The following is a 25,728-nucleotide window of genomic DNA, read 5'->3' on the forward strand; positions in this document are numbered from 1 at the left end:
TCGACGAAGCCTCCGTGTGCACACGCAGACGGAGGCTTTTCGTGTGTGTGCGGTCCTCACGTCCTCGCGGCGTGAATCACCCATCGACCACAGGAGCACCACATTAGCGATCCCCGAATCAATGATCGTATCCGCGTCCCCGAGGTGCGGCTCGTCGGGCCTGCCGGTGAGCAGGTGGGAATCGTCCGCATCGAGGACGCCCTCCGACTGGCCGCAGAGTCCGATCTCGATCTGGTCGAGGTCGCGCCGCAGGCCAAGCCGCCCGTCGCGAAGCTGATGGATTTCGGCAAGTACAAGTACGAGGCGGCGGTGAAGGCGCGCGAGGCGCGCAAGAACCAGACCAACACCGTGCTCAAGGAGATCCGGTTCCGGCTGAAGATCGACAAGCACGACTACGAGACCAAGGTGGGCCACGCCCTGCGCTTCCTCGGTGCGGGCGACAAGGTCAAGGCCATGATCCAGTTCCGTGGCCGTGAGCAGCAGCGCCCCGAGATGGGCATCCGGCTGCTCGACCGGCTCGCGACGGACGTCGCCGAGGTCGGCTCGGTCGAGTCCACGCCCCGCATCGACGGACGCAACATGGTCATGGTCATCGGTCCGCTCAAGAACAAGGCCGACCAGCGTCGCGCCGCGCAGCGCGAGGAACGCCGCGAGTCGAAGCGGCGTCCGGACGAGCGGGTGGACACGAGCGAGCAGGCCCCGATGACGCAGAGCATCGGCGATGCGCTCCGGTCCGCCGGAGCGGGCCAGGTCGCCGAGAGTGACACGGTCGCGGCGAGCCAGGTCGAGACCCCGCAGGTCGAGACGGCCGCTGCCGAGTCGGCTCCCGCCGCGACCGCGCCCGTGGAGACGGCGGCCCCCGAGGCCGCTGCTGCCGAGTCGACTCCGGTCGAGACCGCGACGCCGGCCCAGCCGCAGGAGCCCGCCCCCGAGCGGAAGCCCGCGACGACGGCGCCCCGTCCGGCGTCGAGCCCCCGGCCCGCCGCGGCAGCGCCCCGGCAGGCAGCGCCGAAGCCGGCGACGCCCGCCGCGCACAAGCCGGCCGCTGCGGCGCCGAAGCCCACGGCGACGCCGCGACCGGCCGCCTCGGCCGGCACCGCGTCGCCCAAGCCCGCGGCGCCGAAGCCGGGAGCTCCCCGGCCGTCGGCCCCGAAGCCCGGCCCCACGCCGGGCGGGCGGAAGTAGTCACCAACCCGCCCGGCGACACCGCCGGGCCACGCACGAACGGGTCCTGACCGGCCCCGAGGAACGCGCCGCGACCCGTCGCGGCTGCACGAGAGAACGGAGACGGCAGATGCCGAAGCAGAAGACCCACAGCGGGGCCAAGAAGCGATTCAAGGTCACCGGCAGCGGCAAGCTGCGCCGCCAGCAATCCAACATGCGCCACAACTTCGAGCGCAAGCCCAGCACCCTGACCCGGCGCCTGTCCGCGGACAAGGACGTGTCGGCAGCGGACACCAGGACCATCAAGCGGATGCTGGGTCTCTGACCGTCAGACCCGCTCGAGACCACCATTCTCGGTGGGGTTCGTCCTCACCACAGATCTGAAGGAGTAAGCACGTGGCACGTGTGAAGCGGGCGGTCAACGCCCACAAGAAGCGCCGGGAGACCCTGGACCGGGCGAGCGGCTACCGCGGTCAGCGGTCCCGCCTGTACCGGAAGGCCAAGGAGCAGGTCACCAAGTCGTTCACCTACAGCTACCGGGACCGTCGTGCCCGGAAGGGTGACTTCCGCCGGCTGTGGATCCAGCGCATCAACGCGGCGGCTCGCGCGAACGGCATCACTTACAACCGCTTCATCCAGGGCCTGCGCCTGGCGGAGATCGAGGTCGATCGCCGCATGCTCGCCGAACTCGCGGTGAACGACGAGGCGGCCTTCACGGCGCTCGTCGCGCTCGCCAAGGACGCCCTGCCCGCCGACACGTCGGCGCCGGCCACCGCGGCCTGAGGCACCCCATCTCGCGGGCGGAACGAGGCCCCGGCAGCACGCCGGACCGTCTCACGCCACCCCCGCCGACGGAGCGCCCGGACAGCGCCGTCATGTCCCACCCCGGAGCAGACCGGGTCAGGGACGTGGCGCGACTGGCCGGGCGCTCCGCGCGTTCGAAGCGGCGGTCGTTCCTCGCGGAGGGGCCGCAGGCCGTGCGCGAGGCGTTGCGCCGGCACCGGTCCGGTACCCCCACCGTCGAGCAGGTCTTCGCCACCGACGAGGCGCTGGCGCGCCACCCCGAGCTGGCCGAGCCCACCGACGGCGTGACCCTGCGGCGCGTGACGGCCGACGTGCTCGCCGCCATGAGCGACACCGTCACCCCGCAGGGGGTCGTGGCCGTGTGCCGGATGCTCGACGTCGGCCTGGACGACGTGCTGGCGGGTTCACCGCGCCTGATCGCCGTCCTGTGCCAGGTGCGGGACCCCGGCAACGCGGGCACCGTCCTGCGCGCCGCCGACTCGGCCGGCGCGGACGCGGTGATCCTCACCCACGGCAGCGTCGACCTCTACAACCCGAAGGCCGTCCGCTCCACCGTCGGCTCCTTGTTTCACCTGCCGGTGGTGCTGGGGGTGCCCTTCGCGGACCTCGCGGTGCGGTTGCGGGAGGCCGGCGTGGCCGTCCTCGCGGCGGACGGCCACGGCGACGCGGACCTGGATGCGCTCCAGGACGCCTCGGCGGCCCGGCGCCTGGCCGGTTCGGCCCCCGACGACGAGGGGACCGGGCCGCGACTGGAGGCGCCGACCGCGTGGCTGTTCGGCAACGAGGCGCACGGCCTGGCCGAGGAGGAGCTGACCGCGGCCGACGCGCGGGTCCGGGTGCCGGTGTACGGCGCGGCCGAGAGCCTGAACGTCGGCACGGCGGCCACGGTGTGTCTCTACGCGTCGGCGCGCGCCCAGCGTCGCTGACGCACCCCGACACGCAGAACGGCCCGGGCCATGTGGCCCGGGCCGTTCTACGTGTGTGGACGTGTCGTCAGCGACGGGTGCCTGCGCCCCGCCGACCCTGGATCCACTGCCAGATGAAGGCGACGATGACACCGCCGATGATGGCCCAGATGAGCGTCGCCCAGGAGAACGCCTGCTGGTTGGGCGCGAAGCCCAACGCGCTGCCGATCCAGCCACCGAGCAGCGCACCGACCAGGCCGAGAACCAGGGTGGCGATCCAGCCACCGCCCTGACGGCCGGGAAGGATGAGCTTGGCGATGGCGCCGGCCAGCAGGCCGATGATGATCCACGCGATGATGTTGCCGATCATATTGTTAGCCTCCGAACTATAGTTCTGATGCGGGTGTGACGCCCCAACGCTAATCATACTGAGGGTATCCGCCCAACGCGGCGCGCCCGACGTGATGAGTTACGCTCCCTCTCGACGCGCCGGAGAACGCGGACGCAGCCGCTCATCACGGGACCCACAAGGAGCACTCCATGTCCACCAAGGGTGGAAACACGGCCATCATCGCGGCGCTCGTCGCCAACCTGACCATCGCCGCGCTCAAGCTGCTGGCCTGGCTGCTGACCCGGTCGTCGTCGATGCTGGCCGAGGCCATCCACTCGGTCGCCGACTCCGGCAACCAGGTCCTGCTGCTGATCGGCGGCAAGCGCGCCGCCCGGCAGGCGAGCCCGCAGCACCCCTTCGGCTACGGCCGCGAGCGGTACCTCTACGCCTTCATCGTCTCCATCATCCTGTTCAGCGTCGGCGGTCTGTTCGCGCTGTTCGAGGCGTACGAGAAGGCTCACGACCCGCACCCGATCGAGGGCCCGTGGTGGTGGGTGCCGCTCGCCGTCCTCGTCGGCGCCATCATCGCCGAGGGCCGCTCCTTCTCCGTCGCGGTCCGCGAGTCGAACCACACCCGCGGCGACCGCTCGTGGTGGGCGTTCATCCGGACCGCGAAGGCGCCGGAACTGCCGGTGATCCTGCTCGAGGACACCGCCGCGCTGCTCGGCCTGGTGTTCGCCCTCGGCGGCGTGAGCCTGACGCTGCTGACCGGCAACGGGCTGTGGGACGCGGCCGGGACCGCCCTGATCGGCCTGCTGCTCGTCGCCGTCGCCGTCGTCCTCGCCGTCGAGACGAAGTCCCTGCTGCTGGGCGAATCCGCCAGCCGGGAGGACGTCGCCGCGATCGAGCGCGCCATCGAGGCGGACGACGCCACCCGGATCATCCACCTCAAGACCATGCACCTGGGTCCGGAGGAGCTGCTGGTGGCCGCCAAGATCGGGGTCGCCGCGTCCGCCACCGGCGCGGAGGTCGCGGCCGAGATCGATGCCGCCGAGGTGCGGATCCGCGAGGCCGTCCCGATCGCCCGGGTGATCTACCTGGAACCGGACATCCAGCACACCCCGGACGGTGGCCGCGACACCGGAGCCAGCGCGGTGGCGTCGGGCGAGGCGCCCGCCGCTCCCTGACGCGGAAGTCCGTGGCCGCGAAACGGACGGTCACAATCATTAGAGGGAGGACGCGCCGCCGTGGCAACGCGTCCTCCCTCGTGTCCGGTCTCCCGGCAGGTCAGGCCTCCGGCCGCCGGTTGCGATCGACCGCGGGACGGTTGGCCAGCACCGGGTGGCGCCCGGTGACGCCCTCCCGTTCGGCGGCGGCGGCGTAGATGCCGTCGCGGGCGCGATACCAGCCGAGCACCAGCAGCGGGATGAGCACGATGACGGAGGCGAGCACCCAGCGCCCGGTCTCCGAGAAGCCCATCGTCACGAGCACGAAGAGCAGGAACGCCAGGGTCAACCAGGCCGTGAACGGGGCCCCGAAGAGGCGGAACGAGGGCCGCTCGAGCAGCCCGGCGCGGGCGAGGCGATGCAGCTTCATCTGGCACAGCATGATCGTGGCCCACCCGCCGATGATGCCCAGCGCCGAGATCTCCAGGACGATCTCGAACGCCTGGGACGGCACCAGCGCGTTGAGCCCGACGCCGAGCAGCGTCACGACCGCCGTCAGCAGGATGCCGCCGTAGGGCACGCCGTGCGAGCTCATCGCCGCCGTGAACTTCGGGGCGGAGCCGTTCAGGGACATCGACCGCAGGATGCGGCCGGTCGAGTACAGCCCGGCGTTCAGGCTGGACAGGGCCGCGGTCAGCACCACGAAGTTCATCACCGACGCGGAGATCACGCCGGCCTCGGGGTTGCCGATGTGCGAGAAGAACGTCACGAAGGGCGAGACGCCCGCCTGGTACGACGTGAACGGCAGCAGCAGGGACAGCAGCAGCACCGAGCCGACGTAGAAGATCGCGATCCGGAAGATGACCGTGTTCACGGCCCGGGGCATGACCTCCCGCGGCTTCTCCGTCTCGCCCGCGGCGATGCCGACCAGCTCGATGGCGGCGTAGGCGAACACGACGCCGCTCACGGCCAGCAGCGGGGCGACGCTGCCGACGGGGAAGAACCCGGCGTTGTCGTTCCAGATCGAGAAGCCGGTCGCCCCGACGTCCGTCCGTGCGCCCGAGACCAGGAAGATGATGCCGATGACGAGGAACGCGACCAGTGCGGCCACCTTGATCAGGGCGAACCAGAACTCCATCTCGCCGAACATGCGCACCGACACGAGATTGAGCGCGAGCACGACGATGAGCGCGACCAGGGCGATCGCCCACTGCGGGACGGACTGCAGCGGGGACCAGTACTGGGCCCAGAACTTGACGTAGAGGGCGACGGCGGTGGTGTCCACGACGGAGGTGAACGCCCAGTTCAGCCAGTACAGCCAACCGGCGGCGTACGCCATCTTCTCGCCGTAGAACTCGCGGGCGTAGGAGACGAACGAGCCCGACGACGGGCGGTGCAGGACGAGTTCGCCCAGCGCCCGCAGGATGAGGAATGCGAAGAACCCGCACACCAAGTACACGAGCACGAGGGCGGGACCGGAACTGGCGAGCCGGCCGCCGGCGCCCATGAACAGGCCGGTGCCGATGGCGCCGCCGATGGCGATCATCTGGATCTGCCGGGGCGAGAGGGTCTTGTGGTAACCCTCCTCCTCGCTGCTGAAGTCGCGGACCGACATCAGGGCGTCGCCGGTGAGTTCCCGTTGGTTCTCGAGGGAATCGGCGAAGTCGTGGTGCCGGTCGGCCTGAGGTCGATCAACCATGGTGCTGCCTCCTCGTCGTGGTGATGAGCCGCCGGACGAGCCGACCCGGCCGCGGAATGGCGCCCACGCTAGTCCCGTCGCCAGCGCGGCGAAAGTGCGACGCGTTTCCGCGGGGTGAATTCGGCCGTCGCGCGCGTACCGGCGGTGCGCGCCCTCAGGCGGTCGCGCTGCCGCGTCGGCGCTGCCGCAGCACGCTCAGCCCGATGACGGGCAGGCCGGCGGCGGCGAGGATCGCGCCCATCACGATGGGGGCGACCAGTCCCAGCCCGAGGGAGATCACCACGCCGCCGAGGAAGGCGCCCAGGGCGTTCGCGATGTTCAGGGCCGAGTGGTTCAGCGCCGCGGCCAGGGTCTGGGCGTCGGCGGCGACGTCCATCAACCGCGCCTGCAGACCGGGCACGAGGACCGAGCCGCTCGCGCCGATCAGCAAGACCATGAGCAGGGCGGGCACGGGCCAGTGGACCAGCACCGCGAACACGGCCAGCAGGGCGCACGTCACGATCAGGCCCAGCACGATGCCGCCGACCACGGACCGATCGGCCAGCCGTCCGCCGACCAGGTTGCCGAGCACCATGCCGAGCCCGTAGAGGCCCACGACGAGCGGGAGCCAGGCGGCGTCGAGCCCGGTCACCGTCGTCATGATCGGCCCGATGTAGGAGTACATGGCGAAGAAGCCGCCGAAGCCGACGACGCCGGTGAGCAGGGCGTACCACACCTGCGGCCGGCGCAGGGCGCCGAGCTCGCGCAGCGGGCTCGCGTTCGGGTCCGCGGGCAGGAACGGCACGATCCGGGCGATGAGCACGACGGCGAGGGCGCCGATCGCGGCGACGAACACGAACATCGTCCGCCACCCGAGCGCCTGGCCGAGCCAGGTGGCGATGGGCACCCCGATCACGTTGGCGACGGACAGGCCCATCATCACCATCGCGATGGCGTGGGCGCGGCGCGTGGCCGGCGCGAGCGACGCCGCGATCAGGGCGGCGACGCCGAAGTAGGCCCCGTGGGGAAGCCCGGCGATGAAGCGGGTGACGACGAGCCACGGGTAGGTGGGGGCGAAGAACGCGCTCAGGTTGCCCACGGTGAACAGCACCATCAGCCAGACGGCCAGGTGCTTGCGGGGGATCCTCGTGCCCAGGGTGGCGAGAACGGGAGCGCCGACGACGACGCCGAGGGCGTACGCGGAGATGACGTGACCGGCGTCGGAGATGCTCACCGCCATGTCGTCGGCGACGTTCTGCAGCAGGCCCATCATGGCGAACTCGGTGACGCCGATGCCGAAGCCGCCCACCGCGAGGGCGAGGATCGCGTTGCGCAGGACTCGCGGCTGCGGCGCACGGACCACGGGATGGGATCCGGTGCGGGGAGCGGGGGAGGCGGTGGTCTGGTCGGCGCTCTGCGGAGCTGGCGGGGTCACCGGCAGCATTCTAGGTCGCCCTACACTGGCGCCATGACCGATCGTGAGCGACCTCACCGTACCCGGGTGGTCGGGGCGGCACTGGTCGACGACGCCGCGTCGCCGCGCCGCCTGCTGGCGGCTCGCCGCACGGCGCCGCCGGCGCTCGCGGGGCGGTGGGAGTTCCCCGGCGGCAAGGTCGAACCCGGGGAGACCGGGGACGTCGCGCTCGTCCGCGAGCTCGACGAGGAACTGGGTATCGACGTCGTGCTGCACGAGGAGCTGCCGGGTCCGCTCGAGGACGGTTGGCCCCTCACCGGGACCGCCACGATGCGGGTGTGGATCGCGACGACCGACGACGTGCCCCGGGCGCTGCAGGACCACGACGAGCTGCGCTGGGTGGACGTCGACGACCCCGCCGCCGTCACCGCGCTGCCCTGGATCCCGGCCGACCTGCCGATCGTCGAGGCCCTGCTGCGGCGGCTCACCGCCCTGCGCGTCGCTCAGTAGGCGTCGGGCCGCCGTGGCTGTCCGGCCGCCCGGCGGCTGTCCGTGGGCTGTTCGTCCGGCTTCGGAATCTCTATCCGTGAGTTAGCGGTTGACGCCCGAATTGTGTGCTCAAAGAGCCCCGCTCTCGGGCGGAACCGGCTAACTCAGCGGTGGAAGGGCGCGCTTTCGGGCGGAACCGGCTAACTCAGCGATGGACGGAGTCGGCGGCGTCGTGGCGATGCCGGCCGGTGGGTGGTCCATCCGTGAGTTAGCGGTTCGTGCCCGAAAGGGGTGCTCAGAGAGCCCTGCTTTCGGGCGGAACCCGCTAAGTCAGCGGTGGACGGGCGCGCTTTCGGGCGGAACCCGCTAACTCAGCAGTGGCGAGCCCCGCTCTCGGGCGGAACCGGCTGTCTCAGCGAGGTGGCGCCTCAAAGCGGTTCAGAACAGCACCGGCTGCTCGGGCGCTGACAACGCGGACGACGCCGATGCGGCGTCGTGCGGTCGGCGGTCGCCGTCGGCACCGGCGGCGACCGCCGACTCGGGCTCGTTCCGGAAGAACCGGGCGGATGAGCCCAGGCCGTGCCGACGCCGGAAGTAGCGGAGCCGGCCGGCCAGCCAGGTGGTGTAGTCCTTGCTCGCATACGTGCCGTTGCCGTAGAGCCGGCGGTACCGGCCCACGAGTTGCGGGTGTTCGGCGGCGAGCCAGCTGAACCACCACTCGCGTGCGCCCGGGCGCAGGTGCAGCGCGCCGGCGGTGACCCCGCTCGCGCCCGCCGCCGCGAGCGCGCCGAACAGCGTGTCCAGTGCCTCGTCCGTGTCGGTCAGCCAGGGCAGGATCGGCATCGCCATCACGCCGCACGGCAGTCCGGCGTCGCCCAGCCGACGGATCAGATCGAGCCGGGCGGCCGGCGTCGGCGTCCCCGGTTCGACGCGCCGCTGCAGCGCCGGGTCGACCATGGCCAGGGAGATGCCCACCCCGACCGGGACGTCCGTCGCCGCAGCGGTCAGTAGCGGCAGGTCCCGGGCCAGCAGCGTGCCCTTGGTCAGGATGGAGAACGGGGTGCCGGAGCCGGCGAGCTCGCGGATGATGCCGGGCATCAACCGGTAGCGCCCCTCGGCCCGCTGGTACGGGTCCGTGTTGGTGCCCAGCGCCACGTGCGGGCGCGCCCAGGACCGGCGGCGCACCTCGGCGTGCAACACCTCGACGGCGTTGACCTTGACGACGAGCTGACTGTCGAAGTCCGGCCCGGCGTCCAGGTCCAGGTAGGTGTGCGTCTTGCGGGCGAAGCAGTACACGCAGGCGTGGGAGCAGCCGCGGTAGGGATTGATGGTCCAGGCGAACGGCATGGCCGACGTCGCCGGGACGTGGTTGAGCAGGCTCTTCGCATGCACCTCGTGGAACGTGATGCCCGCGAACTCCGGCGTGCGCACCGACCGCTGCAGGCCCGCGAGCGGCAGCAGCGCGGGGGCGGGCACGGCGTCGGCCCCGGCCCGCCCAGGCGACCGCGCGGCCTCGACGGCTGCCGCGTCGGCCGCGATCGTCTGTCCGTCCCAGCGCATGCGCTCATTCGAACACACGTTCGAATGAGCGCGCAAGCAGGAGCCGTGTCGCGGCGCGCCCGTTCCCGCTCAGAAGCTGGACGAGCTGCCCGAGCCGGAGAAGCTGCCGCCGGATGCGCCGTACCCGGTGGTGCTGCCGCCGGAGGAGGACGAACTGCGCGCGTGGTCGACGGAACTCTGGCCGGCGTGGAGGCCGGCCACGTACATCCAGACGGGGAAGCCGCGCAGGTCCGCGGTGCTGTACCGGACGATGCTGGAGCTGCGCCGCTGGGGACCGCGGCCGCGCCGGCTGTCCTCCAGGGCGGAACGCATCAGGTCGGCCTCCTTCTCGTCGCGGGTGCGGTCGCTGATGACGGCGTCGGCGTGGACGTCCAGGCGCGTGCCGAGGTCGCGCTGGGCGGCGGCCAGCCGGTCCAGGGCGTCGTCACCGGTCAGCGACCCGTCGCGCAGTCCCGCGGCCCACGTCTCGACGTCGGCGCGGACCCGGCGGGCGAGCGCCCGGATCGCGCCGCGCGACTCCTCCGATCCCGCGGTCTCCGGCGTGTCGATCATCGCCTCGGCCTCGTCGAGCTGCCCGAGCAGTTCCCCGCTCTGCCGCTGCCACGCCGCCTCCCAGCCGCCGTCGTGATTGAGCAGGGCATTGGCGTCGGCGATGGCGTCGTCCAGCCCGTCGAGCCGGACGATCCCGCGCTCGTAGTCCTGGGCGGCGGAGACCTGCTCCTTCCGGGCTCGGTCCCGAGGGGACAGCCCGTCGAGCCGGGACCTGACCGTCGTCAGGCCGTGGTAGTCGTCCAGGAAGGAGCTCCACCGCTCCAGCATGCGGGATCCGTGGCGTGACGACGCCGGGATGGTGTTGGCGTGCAGTTCGGTGACCTCCAGGTCCCGGGTCACGGAGGCGTAGGAGTCGTTCCCGCGGGCCAGCGCCTCCTCGAACCGGCGCCGGCGTCCGGCCCGGGCGACGGCCCGAGCCACCAGGGCGCCGAGGGCGACGACGACGGCGGCGACCCCGAGGACGATCAGGCCCGGGTTGCGGTACCAGGGCCGTTCGATCAACGCCGCGGCCTTGACCACGCCGGCGACGGTTCCGTCCGTCCACTGCGCCTGCCGGAACAGGTCCTTCGTGGCCTCCTGCACGTCGGCCTGCTCGTCCTCGGAGAGCTTCCGGTCCTCGCCGGTGTACGTGCCCACGTGCCGCCCCTGCGGGTCGACCGCGAGGATGAACCAGCCGTCGGCCCACTTCTGCCCGTCGTCGCTGATCCACTCGGGGTGCTGCTTCCGGGCGAAGGCCAGGGTCTGCTCGTTGAGATTGCCGGACGACGTCCCGCGCACGGTGTAGACCGCCACCCGGGTCGGCTGGTAGAAGTCGACGTCCCGCAGGTCCCGTTCCAGCTGGGGCCGGTACAGCACCCCCGCCGTGTCCTCGACGACCAGGTCGCCGGAGGCCAGTGCCCGCGCGGACGGGAGGCCCGGCGCGGTGGGCCCGGCAACCAGGGCGAGGGTGAGCAGCATCAGGGCCGCCCGCAGCAGGCGGCGGCCCCCCGCACCGGCCGGCCGGTGGGGTCGGCGTCGTGGACGAGCGGGGGCGGAGCCGGTGGGGACACGGCCGAGGTCCGTCATGCCCTCAGCGTGCCACGTCAGCCGCGCCGGCGGGAGGCGCGCAGGGTCCGGACGGGCCGCTCCCGGTACCCGCCGAGCCGCAGGCCCGCGCGACGCTCGAACACGTTGCGGGACGCCGGGTCCCCGGTGCGCAGCAGTGACCACGCGGCGGCGAGGGCGTAGGCGGGCAGGAACGGCAGCCCGAGCAGCGCCGCGTACTGGGTGGCGTGGGCGGCCTCGTGCCGCAGCAGGTCGGGGGAGAGGGCGGCGGTCAGCGGCAGGTCGCCCGGCGCCCGGCCGCGCACCAGCACGACGTTGCCCACGGTGAAGGCGCCGGCCACCGGCAGGGGAGGCCGATATCCGGTGCCCACGTACAGCCCGTGCGGCCCGCGTCGCACCGGGGTGCCGGTGAGTGCCGCGACGCCGAGGCCCAGCGGCGTCGACAGGTTCACCCAGTTCGCCGCCCGGCGGAGCCGCTGCCGGCGCGTCAGGTCCGTCGTCCTGCCTCGCGTCATGGCGGTCATCCTAGGCCCGGCCCGGCCCGGCCCGTCCCGGCCCGGACGGCACCCCGGCGCCCGTCCGCCCGGCCCGGCCCGGAGAGGATCCGCCAGGTTCACTGGTCACTCCCCGACCGTTCTCGCCGTCAGGGGCGTCCGGAACCGGCGGCAACTGACCAGTGAGCAGCCGGCGACCGTGTGCCCACCGGTGTCCCGGGGAGGTCACGGTCCCGGGGGCTCGACGGCGCTGGCCTAGACTGGTCTGGGCCTTCATCGCCGCGTGACGGGTGCCGGATCGACGGCGCACCACCGGCGGCCGAAGGCCGCACCAGTACTGCCGAACCCCATTGCTGAACACCACTGCCGAGGACGCGCGAGGACTTTGCATCATGCCTGAGACGACCGAGACGGACGACGCCGTGCCCGTCGAGCCGGCTGTGCCCGAGCCGGTGGTTCCCGACCCCACGGATCGGGATGCCGTCGACGCCGTCGTGAACGCGGCGCTGGCCGCCGTCGCCGGCGCCGCCGACCTGGACGAGCTGAAGGCCGTGCGGATCGCGCACACGGGCGAGCGGTCCCCGCTGGCCCTCGCCAACCGGCGCATCGGCTCGCTGGAGAAGGCGGACAAGGCCGTCGCCGGCAAGCTCGTCGGCCCGGCCCGGGGCCTCGTCAACCAGGCCATCGCCCAGCGCACCACCGTGCTGGAGGCCGAGCGGGAGGAGCGCATCCTCGTCGAGGAGGCCGTGGACGTCACCGCCGCCCCCCGCCGACGCCGTGCCGGTGGCCGGCACCCCATCTCCACCCAGATCGAGGCGGTCAGCGACATCTTCGTCGGCATGGGCTGGGAGATCGCGGAGGGCCCCGAGGTCGAGTCCGCGTGGTTCAACTTCGACGCCCTCAACTTCGCGCCGGACCACCCGGCCCGCGAGATGCAGGACACCTTCTTCGTCGACCCGCCCGAGGCGAACCTCGTGCTGCGCACCCACACGTCACCGGTCCAGGTCCGGTCGATGCTGGAACGGGACCTTCCCCTCTACGTGCTGTGCCCGGGCCGCGTGTACCGCACCGACGAGCTCGACGCGACGCACACCCCCGTGTTCCACCAGTTCGAGGGCCTGGCCATCGACAAGGGCCTGTCCATGGCGGACCTGAAGGGCACCCTCGAGCACTTCGCCCGGCAGATGTTCGGCGCGGAGGCGAGGATCCGGCTGCGCCCGGCCTTCTTCCCGTTCACCGAGCCCAGCGCCGAGATGGACGTGTGGCACCCCGGCGCCAAGGGCGGCGCCCGCTGGATCGAGTGGGGCGGCTGCGGCGTCGTCAACCCCAACGTCCTGCGCGCCGCCGGGATCGACCCGGACGAGTACTCCGGTTTCGCGTTCGGCATGGGCATCGAGCGGGCGCTGATGTTCCGCAACGGCGTGCCCGACATGCACGACATGATCGAGGGCGACGTCCGGTTCAGTGAGCAATTCGGGATGGAGATCTGATGCGCATTCCCCTGTCATGGCTGCGTGAGTACGCCGACGTCCCCGCCGGGGCCACCGCCGAGGACGTGATGGCGGACCTCGTCACCGTCGGCCTCGAGGAGGAGGACGTCCACCGTCCCTCCGACGCGCTGCACGGCCCCGTCGTCGTCGGCCAGGTGCTCACCGCCGAGAAGGAGCCGCACTCCAACGGCAAGACCATCAACTGGTGCCAGGTGCGGGTCGCCCCCGAGGGGCAGCAGGCCGCCGACGGCGGCGCGGACGTGCGGGGCATCGTGTGCGGCGCCCACAACTTCGTGCCCGGAGACAAGGTCGTCGTGACCCTGCCCGGCGCGGTGCTGCCCGGGGACTTCCGGATCGCCGCCCGCAGGACCTACGGGCACATCTCCGACGGCATGATCGCCTCGGTGCGCGAGCTCGGCATCGGGGAGGACCACGACGGCATCCTCGTGCTCTCCTCCCTCGGCCTGGACCCCGAGGTCGGCACCGACGCGCTGACGCTGCTCGGCGTCACCGATGAGGCCGCCGAGATCAACGTGACCCCGGACCGCGGGTACTGCTTCTCCATCCGCGGCGTCGCCCGGGAGTACGCGCACGCCACCGGAACCTCCTTCACCGACCCGGCCACCCTGCCGGTCCCGCCGACCCGGGTGGGCGGCGGCATCGGCGTGCACCTGGCCGACGACGCCCCCATCCACGGCGAGCCCGGCGCCCGGCGGTTCCTCACCCGCCGGGTCACCGGCATCGACCCGACCCGGCCGACCCCGCCGTGGATGGCCTCCCGGCTGCGGCTGTGCGGCGTGCGGTCCATCTCCCTGACCGTCGACATCGCCAACTACGTGATGTTCGAGCTCGGGCAGCCGATCCACACCTACGACGCCGCCACGGTCACCGGCGACATCACCGTCCGGCGGGCGCGCGCGGGGGAGACCCTGCGCACCCTCGACGACAAGGTGCGCACGCTGGACCCCGAGGACCTGCTGATCACCGACGAGTCCGGGCCGATCGGCCTGGCCGGGGTGATGGGCGGGGCGTCGACGGAGTGCTCCGGCGCGACGGTCGACGTCCTGATCGAGGCCGCCACCTTCGACCCGGTCAGCATCGCCCGCACCCGGCGCCGGCACAAGCTGCCCTCCGAGGCGGCCAAGCGGTTCGAGCGCGGCGTCGACCCGGAGGTCGCGGCGGCGGCGGCGCAGCGCGTCGTGGACCTGCTGGTCGACCTCGCCGGCGGTACCGCCACCAGCGAGCTGACCGACGAGCGGATCCCGGTCGAGGCGACCGAGATCTTCCTGCCCCGCGGGTTCGTCGACCGGCTGATCGGCCGCGCCTACGACGACGCGACCGTCACCGGCCGCCTCACCGAGCTCGGCGCCATCGTGACCGACGACGACGCGCACGGCGTCTCCGGCTGGCGGGTGCTGCCCCCGTCCTGGCGGCCCGACCTGGCCATCCCGGCCGACCTGGCCGAGGAGGTCGCCCGGCTCGACGGGTACGAGAACATCCCGTCCCGGCTGCCCGTCGCCCCGCCGGGCCGCGGCTTCACCCGGGTCCAGCAGCAGCGCCGTCGGCTCGCGACCTCGCTCGCCGCGGCCGGGCTGACCGAGGTGCTCAGCTACCCGTTCGTCAGCGAGCGGGCCAACGCCACCTTCGGGGTGCCGGTGCCCGGGCAGGAGCAGGACACCGTCCGGCTGGCCAACCCGATCAGCGCCGAGCAGGCGTGGCTGCGCACGTCGATGCTGCCCGGGCTGCTCGACACCACCCGGCGCAACGTCTCCCGCGGTTTCCGGGACCTGGCCCTGTTCGAGACCGGGGCCGTGTTCCTGCCGGCGGGGCAGCACGGCTCCGCGAGCGTGCCGCCGATCGGGGCGCTGCCGGAGCCGGCGGTGCTCGCCGACCTGCAGGCGGGCCTGCCCGCCCAGCCGGCGCACCTGGGTGTCGTGCTCACGGGGCACGAGCCGGGCACCGGCAAGCACGCGCGCGTGTTCGACTGGGCCGACGCCCTGGACGCGGCGCTGCTGGCCGCCCAGGTCGTCGGCGTCGAGCTGACCGTGACCGCCGGCCGGCACCAGGCGTTCCATCCGGGCCGGACCGCCGCGCTGAGCCTGCCCGACGGCACGCCGGTCGGGTGGGCGGGAGAGCTGCATCCGCAGCTGCTCGCCGCGTCCGACCTGCCGGCGCGGACGGTCGCGGCCGAACTGGACCTGGACGCGCTGTACGCCGCTGCCCCGGACCTGGTCACGGCCGGCGCGCTCTCCACGTACCCGATGGCCACGCAGGACGTCGCGCTCGTCGTCGAGGACGGCGTCACGGCGGGTCAGTTGCGGGAGGCGCTGACCGAGGGCGCCGGGGAGCTGCTCGAGTCGATCGACCTGTTCGACGTGTACACGGGCGACGCCGTGGGGCAGGGCAGGAAGTCCCTGGCGTTCACGCTGCGGTTCCGTGCCCCGGACCGGACGCTGACCGCGGACGAGGCGTCGGCGGCCCGCGCCGCCGCCGTCGCCGTCGCGGCCGACCGGTTCGGCGCCGCCCAGCGCTGACTCGCGCGCCCGACCCTGTCCCCATCGCCAGGTCGTCAATAGATGCACGAAAACCCCGGATTTCCGGGGTTTTCGTGCATCTATTGACGAGCTGCGGTGGAGCGGCGGAGGAGGGGGGTCGGGTCAGGCGGCCTGGCCGTCGCCGATCATGGTCCGGTTGCGGCCCTGGTCCTTCGCCGCGTACAGCGCCCGGTCGGCACGCGCGATCAGGTCCGTCAGCCCCGCACACCCGCCGGAGGTGTCGGCGATGCCGAAGCTCGCCGTCGCCATCCGGCCGGTACCACGCAGGGGGCCGGTCTCGGCGAGCACGACGTTGATGCGGTCGGCCACCCGCACCGCCTCCGACGCGGTCGAGGACGGCAGCAGCATGATGAACTCCTCGCCGCCGTACCGGCCGACGAGATCGGAGGTGCGCACCGTCATCCGGCACGCGTCCCCGAAGGCCTGCAGCACGGCGTCGCCGGTGATGTGGCCGAACTCGTCGTTGATCGCCTTGAATCGGTCCAGGTCCGCCATCACCACCGAGCAGACGGTGTTGCTGTCCCGGGAGCGGCGCAGCAGTGCCTCCGCCTGCTCGATGAACCGGGTGCGGTTGAGCAGCCCGGTGAGCCCGTCCAGGGTCGCCTGCTCCCGCAGCTGCGCCGTGCGCTGGGCGTTGTTCAACGCGGTCATGGACGAGGTCGCGGACACCAGCAGGAGGATCGCGACCAGGAACGACACGCCGTTGCCGAACAGCGACAGGAACAGCGGGTCGCGGGGGCCGAGCAGGAGCACGCCGACGGCGCGGGCCAGGAAGTAGCCGGCGGCGAGGGCGGCCATGATGGCGAAGGACCGCACGTCGCGCCACTGGGACGAGTGCCGCACCCGCAGTTCGACGGCCGCGGCGGCGATGGCGACGCCCATGGCGGTCAGCCAGGCGGCCTGCCCGGGTGCGGTGTCGCCGACGCTGCGGCCGGCCAGGGAGACCACGGTGGTGAGCGCGCCGACGACGAACAGGGGCCACACCAGGGCGGGACGGCCACGCATCCGGCGGGCTCCGATCCACATGCAGCCGGCCGCGACCGCCATCACACCGCTACCCACGGACATCAGCCAGCTCACGCCCTCGGCCTGGCCGATCGTGTAGCAGACCGACGCCGCGCAGAAGCAGGCGACCGATGCGCACCACCAGCGGGCCACATCGGTGCGGGTCCGGCGGTAGGAGTCGAGATAGAAGATGAGCAGCTTGGCGAACGAGACGGCGGCGAGGACGACCATCATCGTCATCGTGTCGAGCTGCAGCATGAGACCTCCACCGGCGGCCCCCAGAACCGCACCCATCACGGCCGCGACAGTCGGCCGATCATCGATCATTCCAGACGGTGGTGCGACACACCAAGCGCGAAACGCCGACGTCGCAGGTGAGGCGGTCCTCACCGCTCGTGGCGGTCGCGCTCACGATATGCTCCACGGGTGTGGGACCAGCCTGGCCCGCGCGCGGAATTCGCGGGACGACGCGACGGAACGAGGTGAACGATGACGGAACGATCCGCTGACGGCACGCCCGGCTCGGACACCGGGATCACCAGCCTGTCCTTCGACGACGCCGGCGTGCTGCACCTGGTGTGGCGCGACGGGGTCGCGATCGACGGTCCCCGCGCGCAGCACGCCATGGACCTGGTCAACGCGCAGTGCGGGACGAGGCCGACGCCGCTGCTGATCCACATGGCGGGAACCGCCTCGGTGGACCGGGCCGCCCGCCAGGTCTTCACCAAGCGGTGCGCCGCGGCCGCCATCGCCCTGCTGGGCGCCTCGGCCGTGGACCGGGTGCTCGCCAACTTCTTCCTCGGCCTCAACTCCGCGCCCGTGCCCACCCGGTTCTTCCGGGAGGCGGACCAGGCGCAGGGCTGGCTGCTCGCGACCGTCGACCGGTCGAAGGACGCCGGACATGACCGCTGACTCGGGCAACACCGCGGACCCGGGCGACGCCGCGGACCCGGGCGACGCCGCGGACCCGGGCAACGCCGCGGACCCGGGCAACGGTCGCCTCGACGCGCTCGTCGACGGCATCGTGCGGATCTCCTCCGGCGACCTCGGCGCGCGGCTGCCCGTCTCGGACGCCCGCGACGAGATCGACGCGCTCACGGTCGGCATCAACCTGCTCGCCGACGAGCTGCAGTCGATCTACGCGGACCTGGAGAACCGGGTCGCCGAGCGCACCATCGAACTGCAGCGGGCCCGCGCGGAGCTGCAGCGGCTGGTCGACACGGACGACCTGACGGGGCTGGCCAGCCGGCGGCTCCTGTTGGAGCGCCTCGGCGAGGCCGTGTACGGGTCGGCGACCGCGGATCCCGCCCTCGTCGTCCTCGACCTCGACGACTTCCGGCTGATCAACGACAGCCTGGGCCATTCCGTGGGTGACGCCGTGCTGCTGCACGTGGCGAACCGGCTGCGGGGGGTGGTCCAGCCCGGGCAGCTGGTGGCCCGGCTCGGCGGCGACGAGTTCGCCATCATGGTGCCCGAGGGCGGTGTCGACGCGGCCCTCGCCGTCGCGCGGCGCGCCCTCGAGGTGCTCGAGGAACGCGTGATGATCGGCCCGCTCCACGTCGGCGTCGAGGCGACCGCCGGCGTCCGGTGCGGCGGCGCCGGGATCCCGGTGGAGGACCTGCTGCGCGACGCCGACACCGCCATGAACCAGGCGAAGAGCGAGGGCAAGGGCGGAGTCTCCATCTTCACCCCCGCGATGCACCAGGCCGCGCGGGAACGGATGCACCTGGTCTCCGAACTGCGCCGCGCCCTGGCCGCGGACCAGCTCGAGGCGTTCTACCAGCCCATCGTGGACCTGCGCACGGATCGGGTGGCCGGCGCGGAGGCGCTGGTGCGGTGGCGGCACCCCGAACGCGGGCTGCTGGCCCCCGACGCGTTCCTGGACGCCGCCGAGGAGGGCGGCCTGATGGTCGAGCTCGGGCGATGGATGCTCGGCAACGTCGTCGGGCAGGTGGGGCGCTGGACGCGCGAACTCGAGCTGCCGGAGAACTTCCGCGTGCACGTGAACATCTCGCCCTCGGAACTGCGGCACGGCGATCTCGCCGCGTTCGCGACCCGTCTGCTGCAGGAGCAGGGCGTCGAGGGCTGGCGGCTGACCCTGGAGATCACCGAGTCGTTGCTCGTCACCCGCGGCGATGTCGTCGACCGGAACATGGAGGCGCTGCGCGCCATCGGGATCCCGCTGGAGATCGACGACTTCGGGACGGGTTACTCCTCGATCAGTTACCTGCAGTCCCTCCCCGCGGAGAACGCCAAGATCGACCGGTCGCTGACCCAGGGCCTGCTCGTCGAGGACCAGCAGCGCCAGTTCGTGAGCGCGATCCTCGACCTGATCCACACGGCCGGCATGGGTGCCGTGGCGGAGGGCGTGGAGGAGCGCGGGCAGGCCGACCTGCTGCGCAGCCTGCGGTGCGAGTACGCGCAGGGGTACTACTTCAGTCGTCCCGTGCCGGCGGAGACCATGCGGGAGTACCTCACGGGTGCGCGCCAGCTGGCTGCCGCCGCCGACGACGCGCGGTGGGCCTGACCGGGTGCGCCTGCCCGACCGGCTGCGCCTGATCGCGCGTGTTGCCCGCCTGCGTCCTCGCGCGTCCCGGAACCGGGACGGTGCCTGGACGCGGTTCTGGGCCGGCATCGCCGACGGCGAGCTGACCGAGCCGGTGCTCTGGGAGGGCCGCGTCGACGCGGAGGCGCAGGAGCACCTCGAGCGCGTCGCCCCCTGGGTCGGGCCCGGGCCGGCCGTGCTCGACGTCGGCTGTGGCACCGGCTGGCTGACGGCGGCGCTGGCTCGCACCCACGCGCCGACGATCGGGGTCGACGTCGCTCCCGACGCCATCGCGCTCGCCCGCCGCACCCACCCCGGCGTGGCCCGTTTCGAGACGGCCGACCTGACCGACCCGGCCACCGCCGCCGCGCTGCACGCCGAGCTGGGGGACTGCCACGTCGTCGTCCGCGGTGTCCTGCACGTGCTCGCGGCCACGCAGCAGCGCGCGCTGGTCGCCGCGATCCGGATCCTGCTGGGGGGCAGCGGGCGGCTCTACCTGGCAGAGACGAACGTGGGCGGGGGTCCGCTGGACTACCTGACCGCCGCCGGCGCGGGCGCCGGCGGCATCCCCGGCCCGCTCGCCCAGGCCATCCGGACCCTGCCGCGGCCCGGGCACGTGGGGCCCGCCGAACGCGCCGCGCTGTTCCCGGCCCCGGACTGGGACCTGCTCGCGGACGGGCCGGCTCGGCTCGGGCTGGCCGGCGGCTCCGAGGTCGACGCCTACTGGGCGGTCCTGCAGCCCCGCCGCTGAACATGCCGGCCCGTCAGGCCGTGTCCCACTCCTCCTCGTCGAGGCCGTGCGGCGTCTTCTCCCAGCGGTGCGGGGTGGTGAGCATCTGCCAGGCGGCACGCCAGGCGGCGACCGAGTGCAGCACCCAGTACGCGGGGTTGAGCAGGGCGAAGATCGCCACCCGCCAGTTGTAACGCCGCCACGCGGCGATGCCCGAGACGACGATCATCATGGCGTTGCCGAACAGCATCGAGACGACGCCACCCTGGACGAGCCACTCCGGCAGGTAGAGGCCGATGAACCGCACCCCGACGTAGGTCACGACGGTGAAGCCCAGCACCAGCGGGTAGGCGAGGAACGCCAGCGGGGTGCCCAGGATCAACCCGACGAACCCGACGGCCCCCATCACGCCGGTGTGCCGGACGAACCGGACGGCGTTGCGGGTGTTGACGGCCGAGGTGATCATGTAGCCCTTGATCCACCGGGTGCGCTGCCGGATCCACGCGGGTACCTGCGAGCACGCCTCCTCCCAGGTGGTCGAGTCGATCACGCCCACCCGGAAGCCCTCGACGGAGGCCCGCAACCCGAGGTCCGCGTCCTCCGTCACGTTCCACGGGTCCCACGCCCCGAGGGCGCGCAGCTCCTCCGTGCGGAAGTGGTTCGACGTGCCTCCCAGCGGCAGCGGGATGTGCGACGCCTCGAGCCCGGGCAGCATCGAGTCGAACCAGTGGGAGTACTCGACGGCGAACATGCGGGTCAGCACGTTCTGCTCCGCGTTGAAGTAGTTCAACGACGCCTGCACGCAGATCAGGGGCTTCGCGCCGGGATCGACGGTGGCGCGCTGCCGCTCCGCGAACCGGAACGCGTCGATGGCCACGCGCAGCTGATCCGGGTCGGGCCGGTCCTCGGCGTCGTAGATGACGACGAACTCACCGCGGGCGAAGGTGAGCCCGTAGTTGCAGGCCCGCGGCTTCGTCTGCGGGTCGCCGCGGGGGACGACGAGGATGCGCACGTATTCCGGGGGAGCGGACGCCTTGGCCGCCGCGATGGTCTCGACGTCGTCCTCCTCGAGCAGGACGAGGACGTCGAGCCTGGACTTCGGGTAGTCCAGCGCTCCGAGGTTGGTCAGCAGCTTCTGCACGATGTTCGCCTCGCGGAACACGGGCACGAGGATCGTGTAGACCGGCAGCTCGTCGTCGGGAACCCGCACCCCGGTCTCCTTCGGCAGGCCGCGCCGGGCCCGCTCGGCGTCGACCGCGGTCCTCCACCGCCGGCTCTGCCACACGTCCCACGGCTGGCGCAGGCTGGCCAGCGTCTTGAAGCCGATGTTGACGAGGAACACCGCGTTGGCGACGGTGAGCAGGACGATGACGGCGGTGCGCACGTCCCAGACGAACAGCGCGACCAGGAGGAGGACCAGCGCGGCGGGCAGGAGCGACTGCCACCGGGTGAGGGCCACCCGCGCGGACTCGTGCGGCTTCTCCGTCGCCAGTCGCTCCGCCGAGTCGTACAGCAGGCGGGCGCGGAAGGAGCGCTGCACGGTCTGGTTGATGTCCCAGTCGGTGGTGGTGCGGAAGTGCACCGTCGACGCGCCGAAGCGGTCGGCGGCCTCGGCGGTCAGCGCGGGGGTCGGCGGGACCGCGGTGGCGACGGTCAGCGTGCCGTCCGTCAGGCGCCACGGCAGCCAGCCGAGGTCGGTCCACACGTCCCGCTCGAGGCCGGTGAGCAGGTCCGGGTCCGGCGGGTCCGAGACCAGGTCGACCAGCGGCGCGTCCCACTGGGCGGCGAGCGCGCCGTACATCTGGCGTCGGGTGATCGGGGTGTGCAGGAGGATGTGCCGCCCCAGCAGCCCGCCCTCGCGCCTCGCCGCCGCCAGCGCGGTGGCCAGCTGGTCCTCGGTGATCAGCCCGTCGTCCACGAGGGCGCGGCCCAGCTGCTTGACCCGCCGGCCGTCGGGCGCGGGTCCGGGCACCGTCGTCGTCATCGGGCCTCCACCCGCTCGTACACGCAGTGGGTCGCGGTGCGGAACACCAGCCGGTACTGCACCCCGAAGTCGGGGCGGGCGTCGATGGCCCGGAAGACCAGATCGGAGGGGCCCGTGTCGGCCTTCGCGCCGGCGCCCTCGACGTTGACCAGGATCCACCGGTCGTGCGCCGCGGGGTCGGCCAGCGCCCGCTCGAACGACCCGCCGGCGGCCCGGTTGTCGATCTCCCGCAGGGGGATGCCCAGCGTGGGCAGGATCGCGTTGCCGCGCGCGCTCTCGTCCATGAGGATCCCGCCGCCGTCGTAGTGCGCGTGCAGCCAGCGGGCGGCGGCCGTCGAGTTGGTCGTCGACGCCGCCGACATCTCGCCCTCGGCGACGATCGCGGAGCGGCCTCCGAGGTCGGCGAGGAACCACGCGTTCTGCCCGATCAGCAGGGCGAGGACGGCCGGGACGGCGACCAGCCGCCACCGGGCCCGCCGGGTGAGGGCGTCGACGGCGGTGGCGACGCCGAGGGCGACGAGCGGCATCGCCGTCAGCGCAAACCTGTTGTTCCACCACGTCGTCGGCAGCGAGTGGTCGTTGTTGATGGCGGTCTGCCCGAGGTAGAGGCTGACCAGGGAGAACGCCCAGGCACTGCCCGCCACGGCGAGGAGCAGAGTCTCGGTGCCGAGCCGCCAACGGAACGCGGCCACGACGGCGCCGGCCAGGGCCGCCACGAGCACGGCCGTCCCGGCCGTCTCGAGCAGCGACCAGTGGTAGGTCCACAGGGTGAGCCCGAGGTTGCCCTTCGTGGTCAGCAGGCCCGACGTGGAGATGCCGCTCTGCTGCGCGTAGGCGGAGTACTGCCCGAACATGAACTCGAGCGGGTTGCCGTAGACACCCCAGTTGTACGCCAGCCACCACAGGACGGCGGCCGCGGGCAGCGCCGCGAAGGCGACGGCCATCGTGACGGTCTCCCGGACGGTGCGAGCGCGGCGCCAGGTGATGACCGCGACGACGACCGTGCCGGTCAGCACGAGGGCCCACCCCTCGTAGCGAGAGAGGACCGCCCCGGCGGACGGGATCCCGGCGAACACCGCCAGCTCCCCGGCGCTGACGCGGCGGCGGCTGACCGCCCAGTGGGCCAGCCCGGCCGTGCCCGCGGTCAGGCCCATGATGAGCACCGGCTCGGTGAGCGCGGTGGTGTACGTGTACAGCACGCTCGGATTGGTCAGCAGCAGGAGCACGGCGGCCCACCGGCCCCACCGGTTCAGGCCGAGCCGCGCCGCGGTGCGGAACAGGGCCGCCGTCGTCGCCATCAGGGCCAGGGTGCCGAGCAGGGCCGCCGCCCAGCCGGTGCTGAACAGCCACAGCGACTGGACGAACGGGGCCAGCAGCAGGTGGGGGACCGGCAGCCACACGGTGCCGAGCTGCTGGAAGCCGGGTGCCTTGCTGTCGAGCAGGCGCCGGGCGATGGTCAGGTGGCTCTGCGCGTCCGAGTACGCGAGGTTGGAGCCGTTGCCCGTCGTGTAGACGCAGACCGCGAGCCCGACGACGGCGGCGAGGACCAGCACGGCCGCGGTCCCGGGCACCTGCCGGCCGCGTGGCCGCTCGTCCGTGCTGCCGGCGACGGCGTCGCGCAGCCGCCGGATCCGGTCCCGGTGGCGGTCCGCGGGCGGGTTCGTCGGCGCGGCCAGGACCGGGTGCGCGCCGGTCGGCGGGGCGGCGGCGGTCACCGGTCCGGCTCGCTCCGCTCGCGGACCCGCTCGTGCTCGGCAGCGTCGAGCCGCTGTTCGGCGTCGACGTACGCGATGACCCGTCGCTTCCGCCGGCGGGCGCGGACCCACCCGAGCGCTGCGGCGGCCAGCAGCACGAGCACGATCCCGGCCGCCCACCAGACGTAGACGCCGTAGTCGTCGGTCACCGCGTCCTGGGGCACGATCCCGTTGCTGTCCAGCAGGACCGGCTCCGCGCCGGGCGCCGTGACCAGCAGGTTGCGGGACAGGGCGCTCCAGCCGGCGTCCTGCCCGGCCGGGTACCGGGCCAGGCTCGCGCGCAGGGCGGCACTGCGGCTCCGGCCGGCGGCGTCGTCGGTCGACCACGCGCCGAGCAGCAGCACCTGGCGGTCACCGTGCTCGAACGCCTCGAGCGCGGCGAACGGGGCGTCGGAGGAAGCGCCGTAGCCGGCGCCGGGTTCGCCGATGGTGCGGAACTGCGCCAGCCGGAGCGGGGCACGCAGCCGTTCGGCGGTGGCGGCCGTCGCGCCGACCACGAGCCCGGAGGTCGAGGAGCCGGCGAAGTCGTCGGCCGACACGGTGCTCACGCGCAGCTGGGTGGGGGTCTTCCGTTGCAGGGCCGCGATCAGGGCGGCGCCGTCGGCGACGTTCTGCGCGGTGGTCGCGCCGTCGTCGAGCACCACGGGCAGCTCGGCGCCCAGGGCCTGGGGGAACCGGTCGAACCCGGGGGCCGTGGCGGTGCCGCGCGTGCCGGTCAGGGTGCTGGCGGTCGGGTCGAGGGAGACCTGCATCGGCAGGGCCGTGCCGGTCGCGGTGCACGCGCCGCCGGGCGGGGTCGCGGACAGCTGGAGCCGCAGGCCGTTCTCGCTGCGCAGGGCCGACGCGGGCACCTCCGCCCGCACGTGCAGATCGTGCCCGTCGCCGAGGCGCTGCGAGTCGATCAGCGCGTCGTTCCAGTACACCGACAGGTCGGCGCGGGCTCCCTCGGGCACCGCGGTGTGGGTGCCGGTCAGGTCGACCGTCACGGCGGAGACGGGGCCGCCGAACCGGCTCTGGTCGACGCCGATGTACTGGCTGTGCTGGCCGTAGCCCGCGAGGCGAACGGTCTCGGCGCCGAGGCCCGCGAGGTCCTGGGTGAGGCCTCCGGTGCCCGGCAGCGCGGCCTCGAGCCGGGTGGCCTCGGCCCCGGAGGCCAGCGCGGTGGCCCGGTCCTGGCCCAGCGCCGTGGCCGCGGCGGTGAGGCTCTCGGTGCCGCCGGACAGGGTCAGGGTGGGCACGGTGCCGGTGGTCCCGACGCGGCTGACCGCGTCCCCGTCGCCGGGTTGCAGCCGGACCGCCCGGCTGCCCGGGGGCAGGCCGGCCGTGGTGTCGGCCGCGCGGGCGGCGGGCACGACGCTGACGGCGGCCCGGGGGTAGCGGTGCGTCATCGCCGCGACGAGGGCGAGCGCGGGCTCGGCGGTGGACCGGGCGGCCGCTCCGTCGCCCGTCTCGTCCGGGACGACGACGGCGACGGCGGGCACGTCCGCGGCGAAGAAGGTGGCGATCGACGTCGGAGCGGTCTCGCTGCCCGTGCCGGCGACCTCCACGCCGGTCAGGGTCGCGGTGTCGGTGACGTCACCGGCCGGGCAGAACGCGTTGCCGGTGCCGGTGGCGTACGAGACGCTCACCGTCACGGCGCCGTCGGCGACGTCGGACGGGCGCAGGTCCGCACTCACCGGGCCGGACTGGGGGCCCTTGCGGGTGAGCAGGTCGCGTCCCGCGACCCGGACGGTCGCGGTGCCGGCGGCCTGCCCGGCGAAGCTGAGGGTCCCGGTCAGTCGGGTGGGACGGACGCCGTCGGGCACGGGAACCCGCACCTGCGCGGCGCCCTGCCCGGCCGTGGCGACGGCGTCGCCCGTCACCGTGATGGGCGGCGTCCCCGGCGCCGCGTGGGCCGGCGTCGGGGCGGCGAAGGCCGCTCCGGTCAGTGCCAGCGCGAGCAGCAGGGCCGGGCCTCGCCGACGACGGAACGGGCGCGAACGGGTTCCGGGCATCACGGAGGCGCGCCGGTCGAGACCTGAGACCATGCTCACAGCGTAGGGCAGCGGCCCGGCTCCCGACGCA

General features: G+C 73.1%; 21 protein-coding genes. 11 read left to right on the plus strand and 10 right to left on the minus strand.

Going from position 1 to position 25,728, the window contains the following annotated elements:
• The first annotated feature begins 144 nt into the window (after positions 1-144).
• From infC to IEX22_RS11660, 4 genes are all read left to right on the plus strand, one after another.
• On the plus strand, positions 145-1,185 hold the full coding sequence (gene infC, locus IEX22_RS11645) for a translation initiation factor IF-3 (protein WP_229659982.1): 1,041 nt from the start codon (positions 145-147) through the stop codon (positions 1,183-1,185).
• Between the two features lie 109 nt (positions 1,186-1,294).
• Positions 1,295-1,489, plus strand: a complete 195-nt coding sequence (gene rpmI, locus IEX22_RS11650) for a 50S ribosomal protein L35 (protein WP_188668585.1) — start codon at positions 1,295-1,297, stop codon at positions 1,487-1,489.
• 71 nt (positions 1,490-1,560) lie between these two features.
• The gene (rplT, locus tag IEX22_RS11655; protein WP_076704239.1) at positions 1,561-1,947 is read left to right on the plus strand and encodes a 50S ribosomal protein L20; all 387 of its coding nucleotides are present in this window, start codon (positions 1,561-1,563) and stop codon (positions 1,945-1,947) included.
• Between the two features lie 92 nt (positions 1,948-2,039).
• Complete coding sequence (locus IEX22_RS11660; protein ID WP_188668586.1) at positions 2,040-2,894, plus strand: TrmH family RNA methyltransferase; 855 nt, start codon at positions 2,040-2,042, stop codon at positions 2,892-2,894.
• A gap of 67 nt (positions 2,895-2,961) precedes the next feature.
• Here IEX22_RS11660 and IEX22_RS11665 read toward each other — a convergent pair whose 3' ends face one another.
• Positions 2,962-3,243 carry a GlsB/YeaQ/YmgE family stress response membrane protein gene (locus IEX22_RS11665; RefSeq protein WP_188668587.1) on the minus strand — a complete coding sequence of 94 codons (282 nt, stop codon included), beginning with the start codon at positions 3,241-3,243 and terminating at the stop codon, positions 2,962-2,964.
• Between the two features lie 170 nt (positions 3,244-3,413).
• On the opposite strand from IEX22_RS11665, the gene IEX22_RS11670 reads away from it, so the two are divergent.
• Entirely contained in the window at positions 3,414-4,391 is a 978-nt protein-coding gene (locus IEX22_RS11670) for a cation diffusion facilitator family transporter (RefSeq protein WP_188668588.1), read from the plus strand.
• Positions 4,392-4,491: 100 nt separating this feature from the next.
• Here the strand turns inward: IEX22_RS11670 and IEX22_RS11675 are convergent, their stop codons facing one another.
• Both IEX22_RS11675 and IEX22_RS11680 read right to left on the minus strand, forming a co-directional pair.
• Entirely contained in the window at positions 4,492-6,069 is a 1,578-nt protein-coding gene (locus IEX22_RS11675; RefSeq protein WP_188668589.1) for an amino acid permease, read from the minus strand.
• Between the two features lie 154 nt (positions 6,070-6,223).
• Positions 6,224-7,483: an MFS transporter gene (locus IEX22_RS11680; protein WP_229659983.1), complete on the minus strand. Its 1,260-nt coding sequence runs from the start codon at positions 7,481-7,483 to the stop codon at positions 6,224-6,226.
• A gap of 33 nt (positions 7,484-7,516) precedes the next feature.
• Between IEX22_RS11680 and IEX22_RS11685 the strand changes: the two genes are divergently transcribed.
• Positions 7,517-7,972, plus strand: coding sequence for a (deoxy)nucleoside triphosphate pyrophosphohydrolase (locus tag IEX22_RS11685; RefSeq protein ID WP_188668591.1), 456 nt, complete (start codon positions 7,517-7,519; stop codon positions 7,970-7,972).
• 417 nt (positions 7,973-8,389) lie between these two features.
• Here IEX22_RS11685 and IEX22_RS11690 read toward each other — a convergent pair whose 3' ends face one another.
• From IEX22_RS11690 to IEX22_RS11700, 3 genes are all read right to left on the minus strand, one after another.
• A complete protein-coding gene (locus IEX22_RS11690) occupies positions 8,390-9,511 on the minus strand; it encodes an Rv2578c family radical SAM protein (RefSeq protein ID WP_188668592.1) in 1,122 nt (373 codons plus the stop codon).
• Between the two features lie 69 nt (positions 9,512-9,580).
• Positions 9,581-11,128 (minus strand): DUF5129 domain-containing protein, encoded by a 1,548-nt coding sequence (locus IEX22_RS11695; protein ID WP_188668593.1) that lies wholly within the window; start codon positions 11,126-11,128, stop codon positions 9,581-9,583.
• A 17-nt stretch (positions 11,129-11,145) separates the two neighbouring features.
• Positions 11,146-11,622 carry a hypothetical protein gene (locus IEX22_RS11700; RefSeq protein WP_229659984.1) on the minus strand — a complete coding sequence of 159 codons (477 nt, stop codon included), beginning with the start codon at positions 11,620-11,622 and terminating at the stop codon, positions 11,146-11,148.
• 371 nt (positions 11,623-11,993) lie between these two features.
• Between IEX22_RS11700 and pheS the strand changes: the two genes are divergently transcribed.
• The gene (gene pheS, locus IEX22_RS11705; RefSeq protein ID WP_188668594.1) at positions 11,994-13,091 is read left to right on the plus strand and encodes a phenylalanine--tRNA ligase subunit alpha; all 1,098 of its coding nucleotides are present in this window, start codon (positions 11,994-11,996) and stop codon (positions 13,089-13,091) included.
• Positions 13,091-15,625, plus strand: coding sequence for a phenylalanine--tRNA ligase subunit beta (gene pheT, locus IEX22_RS11710; protein WP_188668595.1), 2,535 nt, complete (start codon positions 13,091-13,093; stop codon positions 15,623-15,625). Before pheS ends, pheT begins: the two co-directional genes overlap by 1 nt.
• A 123-nt stretch (positions 15,626-15,748) precedes the next feature.
• Here the strand turns inward: pheT and IEX22_RS11715 are convergent, their stop codons facing one another.
• Entirely contained in the window at positions 15,749-16,909 is a 1,161-nt protein-coding gene (locus tag IEX22_RS11715) for a GGDEF domain-containing protein (protein ID WP_188668596.1), read from the minus strand.
• Positions 16,910-17,140: 231 nt separating this feature from the next.
• Between IEX22_RS11715 and IEX22_RS11720 the strand changes: the two genes are divergently transcribed.
• From IEX22_RS11720 to IEX22_RS11730, 3 genes are read left to right on the plus strand one after another with little or no spacing between them, the layout of a single operon-like run.
• A complete protein-coding gene (locus IEX22_RS11720) occupies positions 17,141-17,563 on the plus strand; it encodes a DUF7793 family protein (protein ID WP_229659985.1) in 423 nt (140 codons plus the stop codon).
• Complete coding sequence (locus tag IEX22_RS11725; protein ID WP_188668597.1) at positions 17,553-19,178, plus strand: putative bifunctional diguanylate cyclase/phosphodiesterase; 1,626 nt, start codon at positions 17,553-17,555, stop codon at positions 19,176-19,178. Before IEX22_RS11720 ends, IEX22_RS11725 begins: the two co-directional genes overlap by 11 nt.
• A 4-nt stretch (positions 19,179-19,182) precedes the next feature.
• A complete protein-coding gene (locus IEX22_RS11730; protein WP_188668598.1) occupies positions 19,183-19,947 on the plus strand; it encodes a class I SAM-dependent methyltransferase in 765 nt (254 codons plus the stop codon).
• Between the two features lie 13 nt (positions 19,948-19,960).
• On the opposite strand, the gene IEX22_RS11735 is transcribed toward IEX22_RS11730, so the two are convergent.
• The 3 genes from IEX22_RS11735 to IEX22_RS11745 are packed head-to-tail and all read right to left on the minus strand — an operon-like array spanning position 19,961 to position 25,691.
• A complete protein-coding gene (locus tag IEX22_RS11735) occupies positions 19,961-21,910 on the minus strand; it encodes a glycosyltransferase (RefSeq protein ID WP_188668599.1) in 1,950 nt (649 codons plus the stop codon).
• Entirely contained in the window at positions 21,907-23,625 is a 1,719-nt protein-coding gene (locus IEX22_RS11740) for a glycosyltransferase family protein (protein WP_188668600.1), read from the minus strand. The genes IEX22_RS11735 and IEX22_RS11740 overlap by 4 nt, the downstream gene beginning before the upstream one ends.
• Positions 23,622-25,691, minus strand: coding sequence for a cellulose biosynthesis cyclic di-GMP-binding regulatory protein BcsB (locus IEX22_RS11745; RefSeq protein WP_188668601.1), 2,070 nt, complete (start codon positions 25,689-25,691; stop codon positions 23,622-23,624). The genes IEX22_RS11740 and IEX22_RS11745 overlap by 4 nt, the downstream gene beginning before the upstream one ends.
• Positions 25,692-25,728: the final 37 nt, after the last annotated feature.

The sequence above is a fragment of the Tersicoccus solisilvae genome (assembly GCF_014643255.1).
GTDB lineage: Bacteria > Actinomycetota > Actinomycetes > Actinomycetales > Micrococcaceae > Tersicoccus > Tersicoccus solisilvae.